General features: G+C 62.3%; 25 protein-coding genes. 4 read left to right on the forward strand and 21 right to left on the reverse strand.

Features of this window, described 5'->3' with window-relative positions; all coding sequences use genetic code 11:
* The first annotated feature begins 59 nt into the window (after positions 1-59).
* On the forward strand, positions 60-2,201 hold the full coding sequence (locus tag NKI99_RS03650) for a putative bifunctional diguanylate cyclase/phosphodiesterase (protein WP_352609803.1): 2,142 nt from the start codon (positions 60-62) through the stop codon (positions 2,199-2,201).
* Between the two features lie 12 nt (positions 2,202-2,213).
* Here the strand turns inward: NKI99_RS03650 and NKI99_RS03655 are convergent, their stop codons facing one another.
* Positions 2,214-3,104 (reverse strand): fatty acid desaturase family protein, encoded by an 891-nt coding sequence (locus NKI99_RS03655; protein WP_352609805.1) that lies wholly within the window; start codon positions 3,102-3,104, stop codon positions 2,214-2,216.
* 111 nt (positions 3,105-3,215) lie between these two features.
* Here NKI99_RS03655 and NKI99_RS03660 point away from each other — a divergent pair, with 111 nt between their 5' ends.
* Positions 3,216-4,127 (forward strand): LysR substrate-binding domain-containing protein, encoded by a 912-nt coding sequence (locus tag NKI99_RS03660; RefSeq protein WP_352609928.1) that lies wholly within the window; start codon positions 3,216-3,218, stop codon positions 4,125-4,127.
* An 18-nt stretch (positions 4,128-4,145) separates the two neighbouring features.
* Here NKI99_RS03660 and NKI99_RS03665 read toward each other — a convergent pair whose 3' ends face one another.
* From NKI99_RS03665 to NKI99_RS03685, 5 genes are all read right to left on the reverse strand, one after another.
* On the reverse strand, positions 4,146-4,418 hold the full coding sequence (locus NKI99_RS03665) for a DUF3303 domain-containing protein (protein ID WP_127268533.1): 273 nt from the start codon (positions 4,416-4,418) through the stop codon (positions 4,146-4,148).
* A gap of 18 nt (positions 4,419-4,436) precedes the next feature.
* Entirely contained in the window at positions 4,437-5,900 is a 1,464-nt protein-coding gene (locus tag NKI99_RS03670; RefSeq protein WP_352609806.1) for a RimK family ATP-grasp domain-containing protein, read from the reverse strand.
* Entirely contained in the window at positions 5,900-7,003 is a 1,104-nt protein-coding gene (locus tag NKI99_RS03675) for a peptidase C39 family protein (RefSeq protein WP_127257394.1), read from the reverse strand. Before NKI99_RS03675 ends, NKI99_RS03670 begins: the two co-directional genes overlap by 1 nt.
* 310 nt (positions 7,004-7,313) lie before the next feature.
* Complete coding sequence (locus NKI99_RS03680; protein WP_352443177.1) at positions 7,314-8,105, reverse strand: anti-sigma factor family protein; 792 nt, start codon at positions 8,103-8,105, stop codon at positions 7,314-7,316.
* Positions 8,102-8,620 (reverse strand): RNA polymerase sigma factor, encoded by a 519-nt coding sequence (locus NKI99_RS03685; RefSeq protein WP_023812879.1) that lies wholly within the window; start codon positions 8,618-8,620, stop codon positions 8,102-8,104. The genes NKI99_RS03680 and NKI99_RS03685 overlap by 4 nt, the downstream gene beginning before the upstream one ends.
* A gap of 219 nt (positions 8,621-8,839) precedes the next feature.
* Between NKI99_RS03685 and NKI99_RS03690 the strand changes: the two genes are divergently transcribed.
* Positions 8,840-9,091 carry a type II toxin-antitoxin system Phd/YefM family antitoxin gene (locus tag NKI99_RS03690; RefSeq protein WP_023812878.1) on the forward strand — a complete coding sequence of 84 codons (252 nt, stop codon included), beginning with the start codon at positions 8,840-8,842 and terminating at the stop codon, positions 9,089-9,091.
* Positions 9,084-9,479, forward strand: coding sequence for a hypothetical protein (locus NKI99_RS03695; protein ID WP_352609808.1), 396 nt, complete (start codon positions 9,084-9,086; stop codon positions 9,477-9,479). The genes NKI99_RS03690 and NKI99_RS03695 overlap by 8 nt, the downstream gene beginning before the upstream one ends.
* Before the next feature lie 50 nt (positions 9,480-9,529).
* On the opposite strand, the gene NKI99_RS03700 is transcribed toward NKI99_RS03695, so the two are convergent.
* From NKI99_RS03700 to rpoZ, 15 genes are all read right to left on the reverse strand, one after another.
* Complete coding sequence (locus NKI99_RS03700) at positions 9,530-12,274, reverse strand: DUF2339 domain-containing protein (RefSeq protein ID WP_352609810.1); 2,745 nt, start codon at positions 12,272-12,274, stop codon at positions 9,530-9,532.
* A 112-nt stretch (positions 12,275-12,386) separates the two neighbouring features.
* Positions 12,387-12,905 carry a PaaI family thioesterase gene (locus NKI99_RS03705; protein ID WP_023812876.1) on the reverse strand — a complete coding sequence of 173 codons (519 nt, stop codon included), beginning with the start codon at positions 12,903-12,905 and terminating at the stop codon, positions 12,387-12,389.
* Positions 12,902-13,678 (reverse strand): DNA repair protein RecO, encoded by a 777-nt coding sequence (gene recO / locus NKI99_RS03710; RefSeq protein WP_352609811.1) that lies wholly within the window; start codon positions 13,676-13,678, stop codon positions 12,902-12,904. Before recO ends, NKI99_RS03705 begins: the two co-directional genes overlap by 4 nt.
* A gap of 132 nt (positions 13,679-13,810) precedes the next feature.
* Positions 13,811-14,968: a porin gene (locus NKI99_RS03715; protein WP_352609813.1), complete on the reverse strand. Its 1,158-nt coding sequence runs from the start codon at positions 14,966-14,968 to the stop codon at positions 13,811-13,813.
* 550 nt (positions 14,969-15,518) lie between these two features.
* Positions 15,519-15,650 (reverse strand): hypothetical protein, encoded by a 132-nt coding sequence (locus NKI99_RS03720; RefSeq protein WP_352609815.1) that lies wholly within the window; start codon positions 15,648-15,650, stop codon positions 15,519-15,521.
* Between the two features lie 45 nt (positions 15,651-15,695).
* Positions 15,696-16,589 carry an aminoglycoside phosphotransferase family protein gene (locus NKI99_RS03725; protein ID WP_352609816.1) on the reverse strand — a complete coding sequence of 298 codons (894 nt, stop codon included), beginning with the start codon at positions 16,587-16,589 and terminating at the stop codon, positions 15,696-15,698.
* A 5-nt stretch (positions 16,590-16,594) separates the two neighbouring features.
* On the reverse strand, positions 16,595-17,521 hold the full coding sequence (era, locus tag NKI99_RS03730) for a GTPase Era (protein ID WP_128303038.1): 927 nt from the start codon (positions 17,519-17,521) through the stop codon (positions 16,595-16,597).
* Complete coding sequence (gene rnc / locus NKI99_RS03735) at positions 17,518-18,270, reverse strand: ribonuclease III (protein ID WP_352441267.1); 753 nt, start codon at positions 18,268-18,270, stop codon at positions 17,518-17,520. The genes era and rnc overlap by 4 nt, the downstream gene beginning before the upstream one ends.
* Positions 18,270-19,019 carry a signal peptidase I gene (gene lepB / locus NKI99_RS03740; protein WP_013532585.1) on the reverse strand — a complete coding sequence of 250 codons (750 nt, stop codon included), beginning with the start codon at positions 19,017-19,019 and terminating at the stop codon, positions 18,270-18,272. Before lepB ends, rnc begins: the two co-directional genes overlap by 1 nt.
* A gap of 78 nt (positions 19,020-19,097) precedes the next feature.
* Complete coding sequence (gene acpS, locus NKI99_RS03745) at positions 19,098-19,511, reverse strand: holo-ACP synthase (protein WP_023812868.1); 414 nt, start codon at positions 19,509-19,511, stop codon at positions 19,098-19,100.
* The gene (locus tag NKI99_RS03750) at positions 19,508-20,107 is read right to left on the reverse strand and encodes a DUF2062 domain-containing protein (RefSeq protein WP_128303036.1); all 600 of its coding nucleotides are present in this window, start codon (positions 20,105-20,107) and stop codon (positions 19,508-19,510) included. The genes acpS and NKI99_RS03750 overlap by 4 nt, the downstream gene beginning before the upstream one ends.
* A 255-nt stretch (positions 20,108-20,362) precedes the next feature.
* Entirely contained in the window at positions 20,363-20,743 is a 381-nt protein-coding gene (locus NKI99_RS03755; protein ID WP_352441268.1) for a VOC family protein, read from the reverse strand.
* Between the two features lie 70 nt (positions 20,744-20,813).
* Positions 20,814-21,392, reverse strand: coding sequence for an orotate phosphoribosyltransferase (pyrE, locus tag NKI99_RS03760; RefSeq protein WP_127267157.1), 579 nt, complete (start codon positions 21,390-21,392; stop codon positions 20,814-20,816).
* Positions 21,393-21,442: 50 nt separating this feature from the next.
* A complete protein-coding gene (locus tag NKI99_RS03765) occupies positions 21,443-23,671 on the reverse strand; it encodes a RelA/SpoT family protein (protein WP_023812864.1) in 2,229 nt (742 codons plus the stop codon).
* Between the two features lie 131 nt (positions 23,672-23,802).
* Positions 23,803-24,204, reverse strand: a complete 402-nt coding sequence (rpoZ, locus tag NKI99_RS03770; RefSeq protein WP_023812863.1) for a DNA-directed RNA polymerase subunit omega — start codon at positions 24,202-24,204, stop codon at positions 23,803-23,805.
* Positions 24,205-24,305 lie beyond the last annotated feature (101 nt).

Here is a 24,305-nt window from a genome sequence, read left to right on the forward strand (position 1 = left end):
GCTAAATTAACCGGCGGCGGCCACAATAGCGCGTTCGATCACGGTCCGCAGGCGCGCTCATGCCCGTCGCTGATGCCAAGGATGGTTCGACCAACCCGAAACGGGAGGCCGAAGGCATGGACCGCTCCCGCCACATGGAAGACGAACTGCGCGAGCAGAACCAACGCTTTTCGGCTGCGGTCGAGAACATGTCGCACGGCCTGTGCATGTTCGACGCCGACGAGCGGATGATCATCTGCAACGGCAACTACCTAAACATCTTTTGCCTCGACACCAGGGTGATAAGGCCCGGCATCCGGTTCCTCGACATTCTGCGCCACAGCGTCGATATCGGCATCGCCTCGCAAACCGCCGACGAACTCTACGCCATCCGCAAACCCTATATCGATCAGGCAAAGCCCTCGACCTACGAAGAAACACTGTCGGACGGCCGCATCGTCAGCATCTCGCACCGCCCTCTGGCTCTGGGCGGCTGGGTCTCGATCTATGAGGACATCACTGAGCAGCGCCGCGCGCAAGAGGACCTCAAAGAGCAGCACCGCCGCTTCGACGCAGCGCTCGCCAATATGTCGCAAGGCCTGCTGATGTATGACGCCGACGGCAAGATGATCGTGCGCAACGGGCGTTTCCTAGAACTCTACAACGTCACCGCGGCGGACTTCCCGCTTGGAACGACGCACCGCGACGCGCTCGAACGATTGCTGGAACTCGGCATCTATACGAAGATCGATGTCGACAGCGAAGTCGCCAAGACCGAGGCCTGCCTGGTGGCGAAAAAAATGCATTCGGCCTATCGGCATCTTACAGACGGCAGGACGGTTCTGGTCACCCGCCAGCCGATGAACGGCGGCGGTTGGGTGGCGACCTTTGACGATGTTACGGAGCGCCGCCGTACCGAAGAGCGCATGACCCATCTTGCGCATCACGACATGCTGACCGGACTGCCCAACCGCTCGATGTTTCGCGAACGGCTCGACCTTGCGCTGGAGGACACGGCGGCCACGCCGCTGGCGATCTTCTCGCTCGATCTCGATCGCTTCAAGGCGGTCAACGACACTTGGGGACATCCGGCCGGCGACTGGCTGCTGAAGAGCGTGGCCGAGCGGCTGCAGCGCTGCCTTCATAATGAAAACGACGTCGTTGCCCGCTTCGGCGGTGACGAATTCGTCATCATCCAGTTCAATTTCAAGGGCATTGCCAATGCTGAAAAACTCGCGAAGCGCATCATCGAGACAATAGGAAAACCGTTCCGCGACAAGAGCCGCGAGATGCATATCGGCATCAGCCTGGGCATAGCGGTTTTCCCCGACGACGGTGGAGATGCCGACACGCTGCTGAGGAACGCCGATACAGCGCTTTACCGGGCGAAGAGCGAAGGGCGCAATCAGTATCGGTTCTTCGAACCCGGAATGGACGCTATGGTACAGGCACGGCGTGCGCTGGAGATCGACCTCGAGACCGCGCTGCCGCGCCAGGAATTCGACCTCGACTTCCAGCCCATCATGAACATCGCATCCGGGGAGATCGTCGGCGCGGAAGCCTTGATGCGCTGGCATTCGCCGACACGCGGCACGGTGGCGCCGGACAGCTTCATTCCGGTCGCCGAAGACACTGGATTGATCGTGCCGCTTGGCGAATGGGCGCTGAGGAAAGCTTGCACGGCGGCGGCCGACTGGCCCGCCGGCCTGCGCGTCGCGGTCAATGTCTCGGCCGTGCAACTTAAAAGCGGCAGCTTCGCCCGCAGCGTCATCTCGGCGCTGGCTTTCTCCGGCGTGCCAGCCGATCGGTTGGAACTGGAGATAACCGAAACCGTGCTGATGGACGAAAGCGAGGCGGTGCTAAGGACGCTGCGGCAGTTGCGCGAACTCGGCGTCCGCATCGCGCTGGACGATTTCGGCACCGGCTATTCCTCGCTCGGCTACCTCAGGCGTTTTCCCGTCGACAAGATCAAGATCGATCGTTCGTTCATCCACGACCTGGGCAATCGTGACGCCGCGGCGATCGTTCGCACCGTCATCGGGCTGGGCGCCGAGCTTGGCATCACTGTCACCGCCGAGGGGGTCGAGACCGAGGTGCAACTCGACATCCTGCGCGGCAATGGCTGTACCGAGGCGCAGGGCTATCTGATCGGCGTGCCGTCAACGGCCGCCGAGATCCAGCGTCTGTTGAAATCCCGAGCGCTCCACAGCCAGACCGGCTGAGGCCGGCCATCGTCAACGCAGCGTGTCGATGTATTTGCCGTGGAAGCTGACATAGCCGGGCTCGACCACCTTGAGATGCCGCCCGATCAGTGCATGAAACTGCGGCAGTTGATGAAACGGCACGCCGGGATAGGCATGATGCTCGGCATGGAACGGCATGTTCCACGCCAGCTTGCGGACCAGCCAGTTGGTCAGCGTGGTCCGGGTGTTCTCCAGCATGTTGGCGACGAACGGACAACGGCCGTGCTCGGCCAAGAGATAGAGGCGCAGAAACGGCTGTCCCAACAGCGCGGGCAGGATCCAGACATAGAGAAGCACCGAGAGCTGGAAATAGACGGCCAGCAGAATGACCACGGCATAGAAGGCAATCATGGCACGCGCCTCGATGCGCACCTTGTCATAGCCCTTGGGTGGAACGTAGCTTTCCCGGCCGCGGTCCATCGCGTTGGCATAAAGCGTCTTGAGGTGGCCCCACCACAATGGAATGCCGGATATGTGGACAAGATATTGCCGCCATGTCTCCGGTTTGGGAAAGGCCAGTTCCGGGTCGTTCTGCGGGTCCTGCGTGTATCGATGGTGGGCGAAATGGAAATAGCGAAACCAGTCCGCCGGCAGCGCGATCGCCAGGCTGCACACCCGCGCCACGGCATCGTTCAGCCATTGCGACTCAAAGGCCGTGCGATGGACCGTTTCGTGCAGCAGCGTGAACAGGAACACGATGAGGATGCCTTGCGGCAGCATCAGCAGCGGCCAGAAGGGCACCTTGGCGGCGATCAGCGATCCGATGATCACGATCGCACCCCAATGAGCGCCGAGTTGGACGAGACCCGCGACATCCGACTTGGCGGTCAGGCGGTTGCGCTCTTCCTGCGTCAACGATGAAATTACGTCGCGATGATCCATAGGCTTCGATCCGGGCTGGATTTGATGGCACCGACTGTAGTCAAAGAAAAAACTTTCCAAAAACGACGATTTCTGCAATTTTGATAAGCTGAGCTTATCTATCTGATGATCATGGTCACATTTCCATCTCTCAAAGGACTTCAGGCCTTCGAGGCCGCGGCGCGTGCGGGCAGCTTTGCCGCGGCGGCGGAAGAGCTTTCGGTATCGGCCGCCGCCGTCAGCCAGCTCATCCGCACGGTCGAGGAGCAGATGGGCCGCAAGCTGTTCCACCGCGTCAACCGGCGCGTCGTCCTCACCGAGGCCGGCGTCGAGATGCTGCCCAGGCTGACCATGGCCTTCCAGGAGATCGGCAGCGTCGCGCGCCAGCTGGGCGGCGATACGTTCCGCCCACGCCTTGTGGTGTCGGTGCCGCCATCCATGGCCATGGGTTGGCTTTCGCAGCGTCTCGCTGGTTTTGCCTCAAGCCATGGCGTCGTCGACATATCGCTCAGAGGCGACGACGACCCGGTGCCGTTCGACCGTGAACTGATCGACATCAGGCTCTCCTATGGGCCGCATTATCGCGAGCACCCGACCGAGGACATCGTCCAGGACGCAGTCTATCCCGTGTGTGCCCCCGGGCTGGCGGACACAATCAAACCCGAGGGCCTGGCCAGCCTGCCGCTTATCCACACGGGCTGGGGACCGACTGGTGCGTCCTTTCCGTCCTGGCACAACTGGTTCGAGGCGGCCGGCATCGAGCCCGGCCGGGCAGCGCAGCGCGGCCTCTCGGCCAACTCATCGCGCGCGGCACTCGACCTTGCCATTTCGGGATTGGGCGTGGCGCTGGCGCAAGGGATCTACTGTGCCGCGGCGCTGGCAGACGGCCGACTTGTCAGGCCCCTCGCCCAGGCACTGGAGCTGCGCCAGCCCTATTGCCTGACGATCCCGGAGCGCAGCGCCAGGCGCGATGTCGTGGCGGCGTTTCGCCTGTGGCTGATCGACGAGTGTCGGCGCGCAGTCGGCTCGCCGGCACTGCGTTGACGTAGTGTGCGGCGATGATCAGAGGTGCCCGCTCAATGCCTCAGCCATGTCCTTGTTTGTCGCCACGGGGATGATCTCGAACTCCACCAGATCCGCCCATTCGATGACCCAACGCTGCAGCAGTGTGACGTCATCGGTCTCCACCAGCAGGAAGCAGCGGCTCATGTCCGCCGCGATCCAACTGTGGTGCACGAGAAGCTCGTCAGGTTTCAGGCGGCCGCGGTCGCGAAAGCGGCGGTAGATCTCCTTGCGATCGCAGCCGGTGAAATCCTCGATGACGATGAACTGCATGTTCTACCCCCGATCAAATTACCGCCCCGGCCGGTCCAGCCGCTCCAGGAACCACTGCGTCAGCCGCACCCAGACCTCGTCCTTCTCGCCGGAATCCTCCCAGCCATGGTCGAGGTTGGGATTGTCGTTGACCTCTATGACGAAGACGCCGTCCTTGGTCTCCTTGAGATCGACTCCATAGAGCCCGTCACCGATGCAGCGCGCCGCCTTCACTGCCGTCTCGACGACAAGCGCCGGCGTTTCCTTTAGCGTGAAGGTCTTGATGCCGCCCTGGTCGGGCTTGCCGTTGGCCTTGTGGTTGACGATCTGCCAGTGCTTCTTGGCCATCAGATAGTGCACGGCAAACAATGGCTGGCCGCCGAGCACGCCGACGCGCCAGTCATACTCGGTCGGAATGAATTTCTGCGCGATCAGAAGGTCGGAATCCTCCAGCCATTCGGTGGCCAGCGTCTTCAGTTCCTCGAAATTGGCGCATTTCTTGACGCCGCGCGAGAACGACGAATCCGGGATCTTCAGCACCAGCGGAAAGCCCAGGGTCTGCGCCGCCAGTTCGAGATCCGAGGTGCCGGCGATCATCACCGTCGGCGGCACCGGTACCTTGTTGTAGGCCATCAGCTCGTTGAGATAGACCTTGTTGGTGCAGCGGATCATCGACAGCGGATCGTCGATCACCGGCATTCCTTCCTGCTGGGCGCGGCGGGCGAAACGATAGGTGTGGTTGGAGATCGAGGTGGTCTCGCGGATGAACAGCGCGTCGTAATTGGCGAGCTTGGCGAGGTCCCGTTTGGTGATCGGCTCGATTTCGACGCCCATCTTCTCGGCGATCTTGGCCCAATAGCGCAGCGACGATATCTCCGAGGGCGGCAATTCCTCATGCGGGTCGACCAGCGTGGCGAAGGTGTAGCGCGCCGGCGTGCGGCCCTTGGTGTCGCGCCATTCGCGGTTGGTGTAGGTCTCCAGGCACTGGATGAAGCTTTTTTCCTCGTCCTCGGTCATCCGCGCCAGCGGATGGAAACCGATCTTGCGGATCGAGGCCCATTCGGCGCTGTCCTTGATGTGGACTTCGAGCGCCGGCGCGCGGAACCAGTCGAACAGAAGTTTGGCGAAGCGGTCCCAGATTTTCGACGGGCCGATGCCGAAGAAGATGCAGACCTTTTGCGGAAAAACGTCGCCGAGGTCCTTGCGGCATTTGTTGAGCGCCAGTTCCAGTTCCGGCAAAGCGTGTTCATAGAGCTTGCGCTCCGACAGGTCGATCATCGTCTCGACGGTCGGGATCACCTTGTGGCCGCGCGAGCTTGCCAGCAGCGACGCATAGTAGCCGCGGCTCTGGTAGGCGTAGTTGTTCGACAGGTTGATGACCTTCGGCCGCTGGCCGCGAAACAGCGACGGATGCGCAAGATAGTCGCGATTGGTGATGATCTTGTGTGGTGTCGCCACCTGGTCGAGATCGCTCTGCCTGCCGGTAAGGATGACCCAGGTCATTATCTGTCACGCTTTCCCAGAGTGATGGCGGCACGCAGTCCATCGCGACCGAACTGCGCCATGTTCATGAAGATGCCGTAAGGCACGGGAATGTTGGCTGCATCAAGGATGGTCTCCTGCCTTTCATCCTCGACCCAAGGGTCGTGGATCAGGATATGGTCGCCGTCATCGCCGATCGCCAGCACCCAGTGCGGCACCTTCTTGCCGAACATCAGGAAGCCGCTGATCAGCACCAGCACCAGCTTTCCCCCAGCGATCGCAGCGCGGATATCGTCGATTGTGAATGCACGGTAATTCACCGGGATACCGTAAAGTTCCGCGCGTCGGCGAAAGTCGACCTGGGCCAGTTCCATCACCCTGCGCTTGTCCTCACTGCGCACCGATTGCAGGAACAGCGCGCCATAGAAGGAAACGTAGATCTCCACCGCGAGCCCGCTTTCGTAGCCCGAGACAGCAAGGCCGAATGGCTCGCAACCACCGGGACCCGACATCATGAAGACGGTCGTCGCTTCACGCCACAGGCGGATTTCCATGACCGGATCCGGCACGAAGCCGCGATCGAAATTGGCCATCGCCATCATCAGGCAGCACGGGCCGCAGGTGAATTCGCAGGTCTGCGGGTAGAACGGAACCTTGGTGGCGATCGGAATGTCGCCACGCAAGGTCTTTTCGTAGCGAAGTGCCGTTTCGCCATCCTCATAGTAGCCGGGCTCACGGCCGATCTTGCGATAACCGGCCCGTTCGTAGATGCGGATCGCGCGGCTGTTGTCCTCGCGAACTTCGAGGCGCAGCATCATGCGGTCGTGCTCGAAGGCGGCATCTTCGGCGGATCCGAGCAGCATGCGGCCGACACCCAGTCCGCCGAAAAACGGACTGGTCGCAATCGAGTAGAGGCGCGCCACGCCGCTGCCCTTGCGAAACAGCACGATCGCATAGCCGGCCACGCGGCCGTCGACTTCGGCGACCAGCGTCTCGGCGGTTTCACGCTCGATGAACAGGCGGAAGGAGCGGCGGGAAATACGGTCGCTTGAGAAAACAGCTTTCTCAATGGCGGCGAGATCATCGACGTCAGACGCGCGGGCCGTGCGGATCTCGGCAGGCATGCGGCTTCAGAAAACCTCGATTGGTGGTGGAAATGGCCCTACTCGAACACGTCCTTGACGCCAACCAGGGCGTTGGGAAAACCGGCGTCCACCTGGGCGCACGAAGTCCGCTCCACCACCTTGAATCTTCGCCTCGGGTTACCAAAAACCGTTTCCGATTTTCGGGGCGATGCGACGGCATTCATCAAGCGCTATCGCACCTCGATTAGGGCCGAATTGTGACAAATCCGACGCCGGCCCGACGGGCGCAAAAGGTCCTTCGGCCGGATCAGCATTCCTGGATCGACGGCACCGGCAAAAGCGATGCCGTTCAGCTTGCCAGCCCGTTTACAAGTTGCGTGTAGGCGCTCCTCGCGACCTCGGCCAACCGCTCGCGCGGCAAGGAGCCGACCACGGCACAACCATAGCCCTTGTCCAGCCAGTAGACGGCCTCGGGTCCGTCTTGCGCGGCGGCGTAGGTGCCCTTGGCATTCTCGGTCGATTCGGTGGTGACGAACAGCGAGATACGCTGCCCATTGCCGTCCTCGTAAAGCAGCATGGCGGCCTTGCTCTCGCCTGCCGGCAACAGCCGGCCGCCCACCAGCTGGAATCCGTCGGCGGTCAGGTCCGGCGCCACCAGCTTCAGCCCTACCCGGTTGGACAGCCAAGTCTGCAGATGGTCCTTGTCGCTGGCCGGCACCTCGACGGCATGCCGCTTTTCGGCGGCATAGATGACATGGGCCGCGATTGCCTGCTCGGCCAGCCGATCTTCCGCCGGGTCCTCCTGGCCGATGCCATCGATGCCGGCAAAGTAGCCACCAAGTCCGCCAGTGACCAGAAGCACGGCGGCAGCAGCGGCAAGCCACCAGCGTGAGCGTGGCACAGATGCCTTGACCGGCACCTCGCCAAGCACGACCTTGCGCAACCGCGCAGGCACGGCTTCGTCCAGCACGTCGGCGAAGGCGGCACGCAGCGCCGCTCGGTCGGCGGTGAAACGGGCGCTCTTGGCCTTCATTTCGGGATTGGCGTCGAGCCAGGCATCGTAGGCCGAGCGCTCATCGCCGGGCAGCTCGCCATCGAGCGCCATGTGGATGTCACGTTCGGAAAAGTCGCGGCGGATCATTTCTCGACGATCCTTATCGCCCGGCGGCGCGCCGTGTCGTCCAGCAACCCGCGCAATTCCTCACGCCCGCGCGCAATGCGCGACATCAGCGTGCCCGCAGGCACGCCCAGAATGTTGGCGGCTTCGGCATAGGAAAAACCTTCGATGGCAACCATGACAAGGGCTGCGCGACGGTCGGGGCTGATCGCCTGCAATGCGTCGATGATCTCGCGCGAGGCAATGCTCTCCATCTGCTCGGCCGGCTGGGCAACGGCCTCGCCCGCCTCCAGCGGCAGCATCGCCGCCTCGCCGCGGCGGTTCACCTTGCGCATCTGATCGATGAACAAATGATGCATGATCGTAAACAGCCACCTCCTGGGGCTTTCTCCTGTCTGCCAATTGTCGAGCCGCACAAGCGCCCGCTCGAGGCAATCCTGAACAAGGTCGTCGGCTGCGTCGCGGTCGCGCAAAAGCGAGCGTGCGTATCGGCGCAGGCGCGGTATTTCGCCAAGGATTGCTGCCTTCTTTTCGTCCATGACCGCTGGTTTTCGAGGTCGCCCTTGTTGATCCGATTGAACGCGCCTTCCGGGCGCGGCGCAAGCGGCCAGCGCGAAGCGGTCCGCCGCTCCGGTCACCCAAGCAATGAGATAACGCTGGCTGGTGCCGATTTATTCCCGACCGGAAGGCAGCGGCAAATCGATTGCTTAGATACGTAAAATATGCACAATAGGTGAAATACATATGAGGACCACCCGATGAAGCAGTTCACCTTTTCAGACATGAACCGGGCGTCCGGCGAAATTCTCGAAACGGCAATGATCGAGCCTGTCGCTCTCACGAAACGTGGCAAGGAGAAGCTGATCATCCTGTCAGCCACCCAATACCGGCAGCTCGTCAGTTCGCCTCATGCCGTAGCCTACACGCTTGAGGACGCGCCGGACGAGATCCACGATGAACTCATGTCCGGATTGGAGGCCATCACAACCGGCGACAAGCCGGATGCTTAAGCCCGGCGATTTGCTTCGATACTACTATCTATGGGCGCGGCAGGCTGATGTCGGCGAGGAGTCCGGCCGCAAGGCGCGGCCCGTCTGCATTGTGGTTAGAACGCCGGCAACGCCTGCCGCACTCTTCTTGTTCCCGCTCACTTCGCAAAAGCCCGACCAGTCCCACACGCATGTTGCCGTGAGCGAAATCGAGTGCCGCAGAGGTGGGCTCGATTTTCCGTCGTGGCTGATTCTAGACGAGTACAACCGCGTACAAGTCGACGAAGCTTATGATCTGGTCACGACGAAGCCAATAGGTTCCTTCAGCCCGGCGTTTGTCCGCAAGATCGCGGGCCTCATCAAAGAGGCAGTCGTACAACGCCGCGTGCGTGGCACCATCCGAAAATAGCGAATAGGCGGTCCATGAACCGGTAAGAACTGTTCACGGAAGCAAGCGTGTCATCCCTCCTTCGCCGCCCGCGTCAGCAGCCGCTGATAAAACAGTCCGATGCCGATCAGCACCGCGCCGAGGCCGATGAAGGACAGCGCCCTGAGCACTCCCTCCAACTCCGACATGTCGAAGATGAAGACTTTCAGCACGGCGATCGCGATCAGCGCGGCCGAGGCAATTCGCAGCACCTGCGACTTCAGCCAGACGCCGGCGGTGAGCAGCGCCACACCGATGACCAGCCAAAGCGCCGAGTAGGTGTAGGTTTCCAGCTGGCCGAGGCCGCTCCACAAGCCGATGAACTCGCCCTTGAACAGACGCCTCACCGAGAGCGTGGCATAGGCGAAGGCAAGCGCGGCAGCCACCACAGCCAACATCTGCGCATACCATTTCGGCCGCTTGTCCCTGGTGTAGAGCGCCAGCGCGCCAACGGCGACCGCTGGCAAGAGATAGGCGAGGAACAACAGGTTGAACACCGGGATGCGGCCGGTCGATTCGTCGGTGAACAATGGGTTCAGCAAGACGAAATGCCTGACAACGATGAAGGCGACCGAGGCCACACCGGCGGCCATCGAACCATAGCGCAGCACCGAGCTTGGCGAGCGCATGTCGATGGCGACCAGGATGGCGCCGGCGCCAATGGCGATCAGCGTGTAGATCGACTGTTCGGCGAGCGTCATAGCACCCGTGTCGATGACGCCGCCGTGCATGGCGTGGCGCACCAGCATGGCGAGCGTGAGCAGCGCAAACAGCGCCGCAGCCGCCTCCATGGCAAGGCGCGGCCGGCCATTCGTGGTGCGGGCGAGCTGCCAGGCGGCGAAGCCGAAGGCCAGCGCCGGCACGCCGTAGCCGGGCAACAGCCAGTTGAAGACCGGTGTCCTCGACAGGAACCCGGCGCCGACAATGGTCGGGTCGAAAGCGACGCGGCCAAGCACCGCGATCACAGCGCCGACCGAAATCCAGCCGAGCACCGGATAGGCGCGCCGGCGCGTGGCCAGCGCCGGCACGATGGCCGCCGCACCGAGCAGGATGGTGGTCCAGCCGGAATCGAAAGCCATATGCATGAGCAGGAGCCCGGCGATGGCCGCGCCGCCCAAGGCAAACGACACCGCGACACCGCCCTTGAGCGGCGGCTCCTCGGCCCGCGCGATCCACTCGCCACCGGCGGCGAAAATGACGACCAGCAGTGCCGCCGCGGCAGCGTAGACAAAGTCACGGTCGAGATTGCCGAAAGTGAACCAGAGCGCCAGCAGGACGACCAGCGGGACGATGACGCCCCACGCTGCCCATGAGGCCGCGCGGATCTGCGTGCCGGCGGCGAACCGGCGTGCGGCCCAGAAGCCGGCGCCGATGAAAACCAGGCCAAGTACGATGCCGATGCGCAAGGTCAGCGCGTTGGACGTGGCCACCGGCAGTCCGTCGACGCCCAGGGCACCGCCCGAAAAATCGGAAGCGATCGAGGTTGGCGGGATGATGCCGAGATAGATCAGCACCATGACCAGTCCCGCGGCATAGAGGAGCGGCAGCGCCAGCGGACGATAAAGCGCGACAGCCACCATTGCGGCGATCACCACCGCGCCCGGCAAGGCATCGCCGGCGGCTGCAAAGACCGGGTCGACCGACAGGCCAAGCGCCGAGAATGCGATGAACAAGCCAGGCACGATAGACGGCCAGTCGAAAACCCTGGCCTGCCCGGTTTCATCGCCACGGCGAGCGAGCCAGACAAGGGCCAGCACAGCCAGCGTGACGGCGTCGATGAACAGGATGGCGGAGAGGTTCGCCCCCCGCGCATCGGTCATGTAAAGGATGGTCCAGACACAGGTGCCGAAAAAGGCCGCCGCCATCAGCGACGTCCAGGCGCGCATGCGGGCGATGACGCCGGTGGCGGCGAGCACGATCGCGAGATAGCCGAACAGCGCCCAGGGATTGGGCGCCTGCGAGGCGACCAGCACCGGCGTCACCATGGCACCGACGAGACCGATGCCGGCCAGCGCCTGGCCATGGACGAGGGCTGCCGCGATCGTCGCCACGCCGATGACGCCGAGCAGCGTGAAAGCGAGTGCCGGGCCTATGAAGCCGTAAATGCCATGCGCGGCATAGACGGTGCCGAACAGGATGAAGGCACCGGCAGCAGTCAGGATTGCTGGAATATAAGCGCCGGCGGCCCCTTGCACCGGCACCTTGAAGCCGGTGCGGCGGATGAACTCGCCGCCGGCGACCAGCACCAGGCCGAGCACGCCGGCCATGGCCAGCCGCACGCCGGGACCGAAAATGCCGGCTTCAATGGTGTAGCGGATCAGGAACAGGCCGCCCAGCGCCAGTGCGATGCCGCCAACCCAGACCGCCCAGCGGGTTCCGAGCGCGGTTTCGACATCGGATTGGCGGGCGGCTTTCGCCGCTCCGGGAAGCTCCGCGGGATCCACCGCCTTCGGTGCCGGTTCTGGAGCGGTCCACGGCCCGGAGACGATCTCGCCGGTCGAGTCTTCCGTGTCCGTGGCTGGCGCCGGGGCGGTGACTGATGCGCTTACCTCCGGCGGAACGATATCGGTCGCAGCCGCTGCGTCCGGAGCCATGTCGGCGGGCGCGTTGTCGTCCACCTGTTCGGACGACTGGGCCGCAGGCGGCACGGCACCGGAAAGGACCAGGCTGCGCAGCGCGCCAAGCTCGCGCTCGACAAGGCCGATGCGGCTCTGCTGGCGCGAAATGATGACGAACAAAGCGATGATGGCGACAAGGCCGATCAGGCTTTCAAACATGGCGGTTCCCCCAAACCAGGCCAGTTTTCACTGACATCCGTCGTACTGACATTCAAATGCGGCGGCCAAGCGGCCAGAAAATCCAAGCTCGGAAAACTCAATGCGCCGCCAGTCAACGCGCCGCCAGATTGGCGGCCGGAAAGATCGAGCATGTTTCGGTGCCGAAAGCCAGCAGCTTGCCGCCGGCATCCTTCAACGTCGCTTCCGACACCGCCAACGTGCGGCCCTTGTGAACAACCCTGCCCTCGCACACCACCTCGCCGGTCCTCGGCGTGATGGGACGCGTCAAATTCACCTTGAACTCCGCCGTCGTATAGGCCTCGCCCTTTTCGAGCAGCGTCTGCACGGCACAGGCCAGTGCCGAATCGAGCAGCGTCGCCGCCCAGCCGCCATGTACGCTGCCCAGCGGATTGAGATGGCGCTCGCTCGGCATGCCACGAAAGACAGCGCGCCCTTCCGAGACTTCGGTGAGAGTGAAATTCAGCTGAAAGGAAATCGGCGGCGCCGGATACTTGCCGTCGACGATGCGCTGCAGCAATTCCAAACCGGTGTATTTCAGGATGTCGGCGTGCGGAATGGTGCCGAGGCCGAGCGGTGAGACCCGGCCAGGATAAAGTTCGACCTCGCTCATGTGATGATTTCTCTGGCTGCGTCCTCGCCAGCTATGGCCTTGCCGCGCGCGTGATGTTTGCGCAAGGCGGCGAGGAAGCCGGTACGAGCGTCTGGCGGCTCGAAGCCGCGCGGCTCATAGACATGGCGGTTGAAGAAGAAGCCGGTGAGCCGGAAGGCGTCCTCGACCGCTGCCGCATCGGCGCGCAGGCCGGAGCCGCGCTGCAGGAAAGCCGGCAGAGCCAGCATCTTGTCGCGCCAAGGCAAACCGGCTTCGCGCGATACCGCGCGTCCCGACTTCGGCGAGACATAGGCCAGGTCCTGTCGCGTGCCGGTGGCGGCACATTGACTGAGATCGAGGCCGAAGCCGAGTTCGTCCAGCACCAGAAGCTCGAAGCGCGCCACCAGTTCGCCGGCAATTTCGGCATCGTCGAGATGGACGATCATTACGGCAAGCGTTTCGTAAAGACCTTCGTGCGCATCGCGCTCGGGCAGCAGGCGCAGATGCGCGGCCATGGTCTGCAAGCCGTAGACGGCGACGGCGCTGTCCATCAGCCGGGCCGCGTTCATCTCGATCGCTTCGGCCTGGAACGTGCCGAGGTGCTCGTCAAGGCGCGCTCGCCACAACAGGTCGACACGGTTGCCGGGCTGGAGAACAGGCTGCTGCTTGCGCGAACGGCCGCCGCGAACAAGGCCGAGATGACGGCCATGCGCTCGCGTCAACACCTCGAGAATGGCGCTGGTTTCGCCATGCTTGCGGGTGCCGAGAATGATTCCATCGTCGCGCCATTCCATTTCAGGAGCTTTTCACCGATCGGGTGGCGAAATCAAGGTATCGGCTTGGCCCTGGGTAACTCTCATGCCAATGGCATAAAAAACCGCCCGCAGCGATGTGCTGCGGGCGGGCTGGTGAGGTCAGTCGATCTGTTAGAAATTGCGCTGGAAGCGAACGATGCCGCCGACGCTGCTCTTCTTGTCGGCCTTGGTCCAGTTGTTGAAATCGAAGTCGTCGAATTTTCCTGCATTGAGGTAATCGACTTCGGCCGTGATCGTGTAACCGGGGACGATGGTGTAGGCAACGTTGGCCGCGACGCCGAGGTTCTTCCAGTCGTCATAGGAGACCTGGGCGTTGAACGAGGTCTTGTCGTTGAACTTGTAGGTGCCGCCGCCCCAGATCGCCCAGTTTCCGCCCCATGGCTTGTATTGGGTACGGCCTGTGCCGAAGTCGTTGATGTTGTCGTTGGTGCCGTAGCCGCCCATGACGAACAGCGTCAGTTCCTTGCTGACGTTGACGTCCAGACGGACCTTGCCGGACACTTCCTCATAGTTGCTGTCATAGGCCACGACGCCGGTGATCGCACCCCAGTCGCCCTTGTACTTCAAACCGCCGACAACATGCGGAACGTAGCTGTCGATCGTGTTGACGGCGGTGCCTTCTTCGAGCGAGACCACGCCCGTGAAGCCGCTGCCTGCGTCGAAGTAGTAGCTGATGAGGTTGGTATCCTTGACACCATACGGGATGAGCGTGTCCTGGATGACATTGCCGGCATAGCCGATGAACTGGTCGTATACCGTTTCATCCTTGCCGACCCGCAGGCCACCGAGCTGGATCCAGGCGAAATTCAGCGAAGTCTTGCTGGTTCCATCTGCCTTGTTATTGCCGGCTTGCCAGCCAGTGCTTGAGCTTCCGTCATAGTCGCCAGAGGAGTTGCCGAACTGGAACCGGGTCTCGGTGAAGGTCTTCAACGTGCCGAGCTCGGTTTCCTGGCCGGTATAAGTCCTCAGCGTGAAGCGCATGTTCTTGTAATAAGTGTCGTGCCTATCGCCGTCCATGTGATCGGCAACGTTGTTGACACCATCGAACGTGCCGGAATCGCCGACGCCCATGTCGTAGCGGAGATAGCCGCCGATGCGCAGGCAGGTCTCGGTGCCCGGGATGTAGAAGTAGCCGGCGCCATAGACGTCGCAAATCTTGACGTATTCGGCAGGTTCCGGCTCGGCAACGACGACAGCGTCGGCGGCCCGCGCGCCGCTGACCGCGATGAGGGCCGCGGCTGAGCCGAGAAGGAGGCTCTTGATGTTCATTTTCTGACCTCTCCAGTCATAGTTATAAATGGCTTCGGATTTGTGGCTGGCGGCAATGTTTTCCCGCCTCACCCCCACAGCGAAAAAGGCTCGCATCGCTCGCCCTTTTCAGCGGCGAACATACCCATCGATCATCTGTCTTCAATGACGATTTCTCGAATAATGCCAATTCCTTGAACAGATTAATACTGTGTTGCACAAATAACACTTGCGAATCCGACGAGTGGCACAACTGGCACAATGTCATTTATTAAATATATATACCGATACTTTCGCGGCTAAATACAATTGTGACGTGCTATATTTCCAAAATGACCGTATAATGCGGAATATCTACCTGATTTACGCCGAAATCGCCTGAATCTTGCCGCCCCCTTTATCGTCAGATGCCGCCGATCCGCCAAACCCACTTTGATACCGAGGCGAAAAGCGGGATGACGCCTCCAAGCCTGTCTGCCTCTTCCAAAGCGATCGAAACCCCCTGGAGCGCTGTCGCGTCGCTGATTGTGACAGCAGTCAACCGTTGAAGGCGATTCCTTCGCGACGCCTCTCAGTCGACCTTGGCGACGCAGGCGACGTGGTCGCCCGCCTCGATCAGGCGGATCGGCACTCCATAAGTCCGGGAAAGCGTCGTTTCGGTCAGAATGTCCCTGGTCGCGCCATGCGAGGATGGTTCGGCCACAGGATCAGGATCTGGTGGGCGAGAGCGGCTTGAACGTTTGGCGCCTCACGCCCCGTGCGCGTGATCGGCAAGCACTTCATCGATCACATGACGGGATCTTTCAACCTCGACAGGGTTGACGTCGATCTGCCCGGCAACCGTGATCAGCGCCTTCCAAAGCGTCCAGCCACGACCGCGCGCCCACATCGCCCCGTCGGCCGGAAGGCCGGCACGAAACGCCTCCCGGCTTTTGCCTTCCAACAGCGTCCACGCAATCGCCAGATCGCAGGCGGGATCGCCGACGCCGGAGGTTCCGAAGTCGATCACCGCGCTCAACCGGCCTTGCCTGACCAGCAGGTTTCCCCAACTGACGTCACCGTGGAACCAGACCGGTGCACCGTGCCATTGTGCGGCAAGTGCTGCCTCCCACACCGCACTGGCGGCGTCCGTATCGATCTTGCCGTCGAGGGCGGCAATCGCTTGCCGGGCCTCGCCATCGTAGACGCTGAGTGCTCCGCCGCGAAAGAAATTGTGCTGTCCCGGCGCCGGTCCGCCGGTGGCATCGATACGCTGAAGGGTGACCAGGAACGCGGCCAGATCGGTCGCAAATTGCGGCAGGCTGGCAATCCGCTCGCGCTCTGCCGTCTCGCCTTCGATCCAGCGGTAGACGGACCAGTGCCACGGGTAGTCTTCGGCCGCAACTCCCATCGCCAGCGGCACCGGAATCGGCAGCGGCAACAGAGGCGCCAGTCTCGGCAGCCAACGATGCTCCTTTTCCACCTGCAGGGAATAGGCCCCGGCACTCGGCAGCCGCACGGTCATCTCGTCACCGAGATGAAAGTTCCTGTTGTCCCAGCCGCCTGATGCAACCGGCCTGATCGCAAGATCCTTCCACTTGGGAAATTGCGCGGCGATCAATCGGCTGACAAGTGCTATGTCGATATTCGGCTTGTTGACCATCGAGCCTAGCGCGGAAACTCGAGCCCCATCTCGCGATAGCGCTCGGGGTCGTCGCCCCAGTTCTCGCGCACCTTGACGAACAGGAACAGATGCACCTTCTGTTCGAGAATGCCTGCTATCTCCATCCGCGCCGCCTGGCCGATGGCGCGGATGGTCTCGCCCTTGTGGCCGAGAACGATCTTCTTCTGGCTGTCCCGCTCGACATAGATGGTCTGGTCGATGCGCACCGAGCCGTCCGGCTTCTCTTCCCATTTCTCGGTCTCGATATGCGAGGAATAGGGCAGTTCCTGATGCAGCCTGAGATAAAGTTTTTCGCGGGTGATCTCGGCCGCGAGCTGGCGCATCGGCAGGTCCGAGATCTGGTCTTCCGGATAGTACCAGGGACCGACCGGCAGAGCCTCGGCTAGGTAATCGAGCACGTCCTTGCAGCCGGAACCAGTCAGCGCCGAAACCATGAAGGTGCGCTTGAACGGCACCCTTTCGTTCGCTGCCGCCGACAGAGCCAGCAGCGCTTCGTGCTTGACGCGGTCGACCTTGTTGAGGATCAGCACCATCGGCTGGCGCACATCCTTCAGCCGTTCGAGGATGGCGTCGGCGTCGCCCCTGATGCCGCGCTCGGCGTCGATCAAAAGCAGCACGATATCGGCGTCCTTGGCCCCGCCCCAGGCGGTGGTCACCATCGCCGTGTCGAGCCTCCGCTTCGGCTTGAAGATGCCGGGCGTGTCGACGAAAACGATCTGCGCATTGTCATGCGTGGCGATGCCGCGCACGATGGCGCGGGTCGTCTGCACCTTGTGGGTGACGATCGACACCTTGGCGCCGACCAATTGGTTGACCAGCGTCGACTTGCCCGCATTGGGCGCGCCGATCAGGGCAACGAAACCGGAATGCGTGGGGGCAGCTTCCGTTGCCGGTTCTTCGGTGGCGGTCATGCCGCACTCCCTTCACTTGAGCGCGCGCGCTCCGATTTTTGGGCCGATGTGGTGGTCCAGACGCCTTCGCGCAAAAGAAATGCCGAAGCCGCCGCTTCTTCGGCCACCCTGCGGGAGCCGCCAGTACCGCTTATCGGCGCAAAGCCACGGACCTGCAAGGACACGGTGAAGACGGGCTGGTGGTCCGGGCCTTCGCGTTTTTCGATCACATATTCGGGGCGCGCATCGCTGGTCTTGGCAATCCATTCCTGCAGATCGGATTTCGGATTGAGCGGTTTTGCGATCACCGTATGAGAGCGCGGTTCCCAGTAGCGCAGGACGAACCGCCGCGCGGCCTCGATGCCACCGTCGACGTAAACCGCCGCGATCAGAGCTTCGACCGCATCCGCGAGGTAGTTTCCGCCTGAGCCACGCGACCGCATCTTCAAGGCAGCATCGGCCCGGACCAGATCTTCGAGCTGCATTTCGATGCCGATTTCCGAGCATGTCCGCGCATCGACCAACGCATTGAAGCGCGGGGCGATTTCACCTTCCGGCGCATTAGGAAATTTCTCGAAAAGCATATCGGCGACGACAAGCCCGAGCACGCGGTCGCCAAGAAATTCAAGACGTTGGTTGTTGGTGGCCGCCTTGACGGCGCTGGAATGGGTCAGGGCGGTCTCGAGCAAACGGACATCCTTGAAGACGTGGCCGGTCTTGGCCTTCACCAAACCGGCCAGAGTTTCGCCTGTCGGACGCTTCAAAGCCATCAATTGACGAAGTGGAACAGGCGCGAAGCACGCATCAGCGACGGCCATTTCCAGATTTCGAGAGGGCTCGCCTTGCCGGCGATCGAGAAGAAAACAAGATTGGCGCGGCCAACCAGATTTTCCGCGGGAACGTAGCCGACGGTGAAACGGCTGTCCGCGGAATTGTCCCGGTTGTCGCCCATCATGAAATAGTGGCCGGGCGGCACGTCGAATTCGCGGGTGTTGTCGCCGATCGAGTTCGAATTCAGGTCGAGCGTGTCGTAGCTGACGCCGTTGGGCAAGGTCTCACGATACACATCGATCGGGCGCGATTCCTCGGTGATGTCGGGATTGTCGATCTGGCCTGTTTTCACGCGCGGCACGCCGACGCCGTTGATGAAAAGCTGGCCGTCCTTGACCTGGATCTTGTCACCCGGCAGGCCGACAACGCGCTTGATGTAGTCGACGGACGGATCAGGCGGGAACTTGAAAACCGCTACGTCGCCGCGCTTCGGCTCGGAGCCCCAGATGCGGCCTGAAAAAATATCGGGTCCGAAAGGCAGCGAGTAGCGCGAATAGCCGTAGGACCATTTGGTGACGAACAGATAGTCGCCTTCCAAAAGCGTCGGCCGCATCGATCCCGACGGGATCGAAAAAGGCTGGAACAGCAGCGTGCGGATGACCAGGGCGAGCAAAAGCGCCTGGACGATGACGCTGACGGTCTCGCCAAGCCCGCCGGATTTCTTCTCGGATTTTTCAGCCACGCTCATGTCGTCCTCGATTGTGCGTTGGATGGTATAGAGTCTCGGCGCGCGCTGGGCAACGTCAATGCCGGTCGTCAGAGGCAATCAATGTGGCGCTTCTTCGACGGGCAGCGCCTCGATGATCACAAAGGCTTGAGCGAGCGGGAAATCATCCGTGATGGTGAGGTGGATCGCCGCCCGGTGGCCCTTTGGCAGGATTTTGTCCAGCCTGGCCTGCGCTCCTCCCGTCAGCGCCATGGTCGGCGCGCCACTGGGCAGGTTGACGACACCCATGTCGCGCCAGAACACGCCCTGCGCCAGACCGGTGCCCAGCGCCTTGGCGCAGGCCTCCTTGGCAGCGAACCGCTTGGCATAGGAGGCAGCACGCGCCCGCCGGTTTTCGGAGCGGGCCTGTTCGATCTCGGTGTAGATTCTCTGGATGAAGCGCTGGCCGTGACGCTCCAGCGACTTTTCGATGCGTCTGATGTCGATCAGGTCGCTGCCGATGCCGATGATCATCGCGCGGTGGAACCGATGCTTGCGCCGGGATGGGACGATTGCGCATGCCGGCTTGCACGCTCGGCCAGACGCTTGCGCCGCTGTTCGCGGAAAGCGTTCATGCCCCAGCGCGTGATGGCGTAGAACAGCAGCCCGAAGGCGAGCCCGAGCGGAACCGCGCCGATCAGCATCGGTTCGAGGACCGGTTTCCACAATTGCGCGAAGGAGAGATTATGCAGCATCTCGCCCAGATGTGCCGGCGGCCCATGCGTCGGCAGGCGGTCATGCAGGATGAGCTTGCCCGTTTCCCACGACGCGCCCCATAGCAACGGGAAGGTCAGCGGGTTGCCGAAAAAAACCGCGCCGAGAGCGGCCGCCACCAGATTGCCGGCGATCACCCAGCACAGGAGGGCAGCGATGATGAAATGGAAACCGACGGGAAAGAATGAAGCGAAGACACCGGCCGCAACACCGGCCGCAACCGCATGCGGTGTGGCCTTCAGCCGCAGGATGCGCTTGGAAAAATACTGAAGCGAGCGCGAAAACGAGCGGCGCGGCCAAAGGTAGGTACGCACCCGCTCATAAAGGCCATCAGGCTTGCGGCGTCGAAAAAGCACTCTGTTCCCGTTCCACAGCGCCCGCAACGGCACCTTCAGCCGGGCGTGGCAGCCACATCTTGCGCTTGACGATCACCCTATGGCAATCGCCACCTTATATAACGACGCGCTGGCGCAAGAACAACCAAACACCTTCTGTGCGCCGCGCTTGTCGCCGCCCTTCGGGGCGGCAGGTCTTGCTTCGAACATCGGATAATCGCGGCGAATTTAGGGAACCGGCAGTCGCATCGCCGAAAGGCGCATCGTCGCCGGCGGCTACGGCAGGTATTCGCTGACCTCGACCAGATTGCCGTCTGGGTCACGGAAATAAACCGACATCATCGGACCTCGGGCCCCGATACGTTCAACCGGGCCGAGTTCCACCACCACACCATTGGCCGCGAGCCGGGCACGGACCTCATCCAGTGGCCGGTCGGTGATCAGGCAGAAATCACCTGATCCTGATGTCGGCGACTTCGCCTTGGGCTCGAAAGTGCGGCCGACCTCATGCACATTGATCTTATGGGTCCCGAAAGCCAGCGCCGTCGGCCGATCCGCCGCGTCGATGCGCTCAAAACCCAGCACGCGCTGGTAAAACTCACAGGTCACTTCCAGCGAAGCGACCGTCAGCACGAAATGATCGATGCCGGCGATCATTTCCAATCTGTCTCACGCATGTCGCTTTCCCCAAAACCGCCGCGCACTGTTGGGCGAAAAAAATGCCCCGTCAGATGTTGCGGCTGCCGGGCTTGATCGCCGGGATGGCGGCAAGCTCCGGCGGCAGCCGGTCGGCCGGATAGGCCGGGACCTCATACTCGGCAAGCGCGATGAGCGGCACACCGACATCGGTCTTGCCAGCCGAACGATCAATGATGCAGGCTGCGGCTACCACCTCGGCGCCAAGATCGCGCAGGCACTCGATGGTCTCACGGATCGACAGGCCAGTGGTGACGATGTCCTCGACGATGACGACACGCGAGCCCCTGGCGATCTCGAAGCGGCGCAGGCGGAACTCGCCCCCTTCCCGCTCGACCCAGATCGCCGGCACGCGGAGATGACGCGAGGTCTCATAGGCCGGGATCAGCCCTCCGATCGCCGGGCCGACGACATAATCGATCTTGCCTGGCACGCCAGCGCGGATCTTCTCGGCCAACGCCTTGCACAGAAGCTCGGTCTTGTCGGCATGCATGAACACGCGCGCCTTCTGCAGGAAGACCGGACTGCGCAGGCCCGAGGTCAAAATGAAATGCCCTTCCAGAACAGCACCCGCCTCGCGGAAAATGCCCAGCACTTCATCGGTGTTCATGTCTGCCTCTTTTTGATTGACCATGACTTTGTCCGAAACCGGAGCATGGTCTAGCCATTGACGCGTCTTGCGTCGCTGACGCTCGAATTGTCCTTGAGCTGCGACAGCAGCCGGTTGAGGTGCTTGAGATCCCAGACTTCGAGATCGATCAGCATTTCGGTGAAGTCGGGAGCAGTGCGCACCATCGACAGCGTATGGATGTTGGCGTCGTTCGAGGCAACCACCTGCGCTATATCGGCGAGTGACCCCGGCGCGTTGATGGCGGTGACCGATACGCGCGCCGGAAAGCGTTCCTTGGTGCGCTCGTCGATGTCCCAGCGCACGTCGATCCAGCGTTCGGGCTGATCGTCGAACGCCTGCAGCGCCGGCGACTGGATCGGATAGATGGTGATGCCGGTGCCCGGCTGGACGATGCCGACGATGCGATCGCCAGGCACTGCCCCTTCCGGCGCGAAGCGCACCGGCAGATCGCCGCGTACGCCGCGGATCGGCACGGCGCCATCGCGTGGCTGGTCCTTGTCCTTGCGCGCGGCGCGACCCGGAATCTGGAACAGCATGCCGGCGGCATTGCGGATCTTCGACCAGCCCTCCTCGCGCGGCTTGGGGACGGCCGTGGTGACGCGCTCATCCTTGTAGTCGGGGAATACCGCCTTCATGACGTCGGTGGAGGCGAGCTCGCCGCGCCCGACGGAGGCCAGCACATCCTCGATGTCCTTGCGCGCCAGCCTGTGCAGCACCTGCTTCAGGCTCTCCTTGGTGAAGGTCTTGCCGGCACGCTCGAAGGCGCGTTCCAGGATGCGGATGCCGAGACCCGAATATTGCTTGCGGATGGCGTTCTTGGTGGCACGGCGGATGGCCGAGCGCGCCTTGCCGGTGACGACGACCGATTCCCACGCCGCCGGCGGAACCTGCGCCTTGGAGCGGATGATCTCGACCTCATCGCCGTTCTTCAGTTCCGTCATCAGCGGCATGATGCGGCCGTTGACCTTGGCACCGACGCAGGTGTCACCGACATCGGTGTGCACCGCGTAGGCGAAGTCGATCGGTGTCGCGCCGCGCGGCAGCGCAATCAGCATGCCTTTCGGGGTGAAGCAGAACACCTGGTCCTGAAACAGTTCCAGCTTGGTATTTTCGAGGAAATCCTCGGGATTGTCGCCTTCGGCAAGCTGCTCGATGGTGCGCCGCAGCCAGGCATAGGCGTTGGTTTCCTTCGAAATCGCGTGGGCGGCGCCATTCGTCTTGCCGCCGGTGTCCTTGTAGATCGAATGCGCGGCGACGCCGTATTCGGCGATCTTGTTCATCTCTCGGGTGCGGATCTGCAGCTCGACACGCTGGCGCGACGGGCCGACGATGGTGGTGTGGATCGACCGATAATCGTTCTGCTTCGGCGTCGAGATGTAGTCCTTGAAGCGGCCCGGCACCATCGACCACGCGGTGTGGATGGCGCCAAGCGCCCGGTAACAGTCCTCGACCGTGTCGACGACGACGCGGAAGCCGAAAATGTCGGACAACTGCTCGAAGGACAGCGCCTTGGCCTCCATCTTGCGGAACACCGACCACGGCTTCTTCTGCCGGCTCTTCACGCCGGCGTTGATCGCATGCTTCTCGAACAGCGTGGACAGAGCCTTTTCAATGTCCGTCAGCACGCCTTTGTTGCGCTCGAAGATTTCGGCAAGCCGTGCGGTGACGGCGCGATAGGCTTCCGGATTGATGAAGCGGAAGGCGATCTCCTCCAGTTCCTCGCGCATGCCTTGCATGCCCATGCGCCCGGCCAGCGGCGCGTAGATATCCATCGTCTCCTCGGCGATGCGCAGGCGCTTGGCCTCCGGCATATGGTCGAGGGTGCGCATATTGTGCAAACGGTCGGCGAGCTTGACCAGCAGCACGCGGACATCTTCCGAAATCGCCAGCAGAAGCTTTCTCAGGTTTTCCGCCTGCTCGGCCTTCTTCGAGACGAGATCGAGCTTCTTCAGCTTGGTCAGGCCCTCGACCAGCTTGCCCATTTCGGGGCCGAACAGATCGTCGATCTCGGCCCGTGTGGCGGTCGTGTCCTCGATCGTGTCGTGCAGCAGGGCGACCGCGATCGTCGCCTCGTCCATATGCATCTCGGTGAGGATGGCGGCGACTTCGAGCGGGTGCGAGAAATACGGGTCGCCGGAAGCGCGCTTCTGGTGGCCATGCTTCTGCATGGCATAGACATAGGCCTTGTTGAGCAACGCCTCGTTGACGTCAGGCTTGTAGCGCTGGACGCGCTCGACAAGCTCATACTGACGCATCATGGGCGGGATCTCGCAGCGGTGAAATGAATCATGCGCCGCACGGCTGTACGGCGCATGTCATAGATAGCCACGAAACTGCCGATGCGGAAGTGCGGAAGATTGTTCCAGCGACCTTCGCAACCGTGGCTGGCTTAGTAGTCGTCGCTCTTTTCCGGCGGCACCAGGCCCTCGATGCCGGCCAGGAGGTCTTCCTCGGTCATCCGGTCGAAGGTGACGTTCTCCTCGGTGTCATCGGCGTCGGTGGCCGCAACGGCGGCGCCGGTCTGATCGGCAATCGCCTCGCCGTCGGCTTCGGGCTCGTCGACCTCGACATGCTTCTGCAGCGAATGGATCAGATCTTCCTTGAGGTCGTCGGGCGAAAGCGTCTCATCGGCGATCTCGCGCAGCGCCACGACCGGGTTCTTGTCGTTGTCACGCGGCACGGTGATCGGCGCGCCCTGGCTGATCTGGCGGGCGCGGTGGCCGGCCAAGAGCACCAGCTCGAAGCGGTTGTCGACCTTGTCGATGCAATCTTCAACGGTTACGCGGGCCATGGATTGCCCCTTTCATGCGATGGATTTGATGGAAAACAGGCGCGGTCCATAACCCGAACGCCGCCAAAATACAAGCATCATGGCAATGGCCGGGCTGCATG

Origin of the sequence: Mesorhizobium sp. M0239 (assembly GCF_040321815.1) — a bacterium.
In the GTDB taxonomy this organism is placed as follows: Bacteria; Pseudomonadota; Alphaproteobacteria; order Rhizobiales; family Rhizobiaceae; genus Mesorhizobium.

Coding starts and splice junctions, on each gene's coding strand:
- NKI99_RS03650 (WP_352609803.1), top strand. CDS start 60: ATGCCCGTCGCTGATGCCAAGGATGGTTCGACCAACCCGAAACGGGAG.
- NKI99_RS03655 (WP_352609805.1), bottom strand. CDS start 3,104: ATGGATCATCGCGACGTAATTTCATCGTTGACGCAGGAAGAGCGCAAC.
- NKI99_RS03660 (WP_352609928.1), top strand. CDS start 3,216: ATGGTCACATTTCCATCTCTCAAAGGACTTCAGGCCTTCGAGGCCGCG.
- NKI99_RS03665 (WP_127268533.1), bottom strand. CDS start 4,418: ATGCAGTTCATCGTCATCGAGGATTTCACCGGCTGCGATCGCAAGGAG.
- NKI99_RS03670 (WP_352609806.1), bottom strand. CDS start 5,900: ATGACCTGGGTCATCCTTACCGGCAGGCAGAGCGATCTCGACCAGGTG.
- NKI99_RS03675 (WP_127257394.1), bottom strand. CDS start 7,003: ATGCCTGCCGAGATCCGCACGGCCCGCGCGTCTGACGTCGATGATCTC.
- NKI99_RS03680 (WP_352443177.1), bottom strand. CDS start 8,105: ATGATCCGCCGCGACTTTTCCGAACGTGACATCCACATGGCGCTCGAT.
- NKI99_RS03685 (WP_023812879.1), bottom strand. CDS start 8,620: ATGGACGAAAAGAAGGCAGCAATCCTTGGCGAAATACCGCGCCTGCGC.
- NKI99_RS03690 (WP_023812878.1), top strand. CDS start 8,840: ATGAAGCAGTTCACCTTTTCAGACATGAACCGGGCGTCCGGCGAAATT.
- NKI99_RS03695 (WP_352609808.1), top strand. CDS start 9,084: ATGCTTAAGCCCGGCGATTTGCTTCGATACTACTATCTATGGGCGCGG.
- NKI99_RS03700 (WP_352609810.1), bottom strand. CDS start 12,274: ATGTTTGAAAGCCTGATCGGCCTTGTCGCCATCATCGCTTTGTTCGTC.
- NKI99_RS03705 (WP_023812876.1), bottom strand. CDS start 12,905: ATGAGCGAGGTCGAACTTTATCCTGGCCGGGTCTCACCGCTCGGCCTC.
- recO (WP_352609811.1), bottom strand. CDS start 13,678: ATGGAATGGCGCGACGATGGAATCATTCTCGGCACCCGCAAGCATGGC.
- NKI99_RS03715 (WP_352609813.1), bottom strand. CDS start 14,968: ATGAACATCAAGAGCCTCCTTCTCGGCTCAGCCGCGGCCCTCATCGCG.
- NKI99_RS03725 (WP_352609816.1), bottom strand. CDS start 16,589: ATGGTCAACAAGCCGAATATCGACATAGCACTTGTCAGCCGATTGATC.
- era (WP_128303038.1), bottom strand. CDS start 17,521: ATGACCGCCACCGAAGAACCGGCAACGGAAGCTGCCCCCACGCATTCC.
- rnc (WP_352441267.1), bottom strand. CDS start 18,270: ATGGCTTTGAAGCGTCCGACAGGCGAAACTCTGGCCGGTTTGGTGAAG.
- lepB (WP_013532585.1), bottom strand. CDS start 19,019: ATGAGCGTGGCTGAAAAATCCGAGAAGAAATCCGGCGGGCTTGGCGAG.
- acpS (WP_023812868.1), bottom strand. CDS start 19,511: ATGATCATCGGCATCGGCAGCGACCTGATCGACATCAGACGCATCGAA.
- NKI99_RS03755 (WP_352441268.1), bottom strand. CDS start 20,743: ATGATCGCCGGCATCGATCATTTCGTGCTGACGGTCGCTTCGCTGGAA.
- pyrE (WP_127267157.1), bottom strand. CDS start 21,392: ATGAACACCGATGAAGTGCTGGGCATTTTCCGCGAGGCGGGTGCTGTT.
- NKI99_RS03765 (WP_023812864.1), bottom strand. CDS start 23,671: ATGATGCGTCAGTATGAGCTTGTCGAGCGCGTCCAGCGCTACAAGCCT.
- rpoZ (WP_023812863.1), bottom strand. CDS start 24,204: ATGGCCCGCGTAACCGTTGAAGATTGCATCGACAAGGTCGACAACCGC.